The organism is Delftia sp. DT-2 (genome assembly GCF_028401915.1).
Classification (GTDB): Bacteria; Pseudomonadota; Gammaproteobacteria; order Burkholderiales; family Burkholderiaceae_C; genus Comamonas; species Comamonas tsuruhatensis.
The window spans coordinates 1-899 of sequence record NZ_JAQOTI010000066.1 but is presented as its reverse complement, the minus strand read 5'-3'; the positions used below and the strand labels follow the sequence as shown (position 1 = coordinate 899).

The following is an 899-nucleotide window of genomic DNA, read 5'->3' as shown; positions in this document are numbered from 1 at the left end:
GAGAAGGGCGTGCACCCCTCCGATCTGCGCACGCTGTCCGACCTGGCCCGCTTTCCCTTCACCACCAAGAAGGACCTGCGCGAGAACTATCCGTTCGGCATGTTCGCCGTGCCGCGCCAGAAGGTGGCGCGCGTGCATGCCTCCTCGGGCACCACGGGCAAGCCCACCGTGGTGGGCTACACGTTGAATGACATCGACAACTGGGCCAACCTGGTGGCGCGCTCCATCCGCGCGGCGGGCGGGCGGCCCGGCGACATGGTGCATGTGGCCTACGGCTACGGCCTGTTCACGGGAGGGCTGGGCGCGCACTACGGTGCCGAGCGCGCGGGCTGCACCGTGGTGCCCATGTCGGGCGGGCAGACCGAAAAGCAGGTGCAGCTGATCCAGGATTTCCGGCCCGACATCATCATGGTCACGCCCAGCTACATGCAGGTGATCGTGGAGGAGATGCAGCGCCAGGGGATGGACCCGCGCGAGAGCTCTTTGCGGATCGGCATCTTCGGCGCCGAGCCCTGGACCGAGGCCATGCGCCGCGAGATCGAGGGCAAGGCGGGGCTGGATGCCGTGGACATCTACGGCCTGTCCGAAGTCATGGGCCCGGGCGTGGCCAGCGAATGCGTGGAGAGCAAGGACGGGCCGGTGATCTGGGAAGACCATTTCTATCCCGAGATCATCGACCCCGACACGGGCGAGGTGCTGCCCGACGGCAGCGAGGGGGAGCTGGTCTTCACGTCGCTGTCCAAGGAGGCCATGCCCATCATTCGTTACCGCACGCGGGACCTGACGCGGCTGCTGGCGCCGACTTCGCGCAGCTTCCGGCGCATGGGCAAGATCGTGGGGCGCAGCGACGACATGATGATCATCCGCGGCGTCAACGTCTTTCCGACCCAGATCGAGGA

1 protein-coding gene is annotated in these 899 nt (G+C 67.1%); it reads left to right on the top strand.

Annotation, left to right across the window (positions count from 1 at the left end):
* A partial coding sequence (locus PO605_RS30845; RefSeq protein ID WP_272207352.1) for an AMP-binding protein occupies window positions 1–899 on the top strand: 899 nt, incomplete at both ends.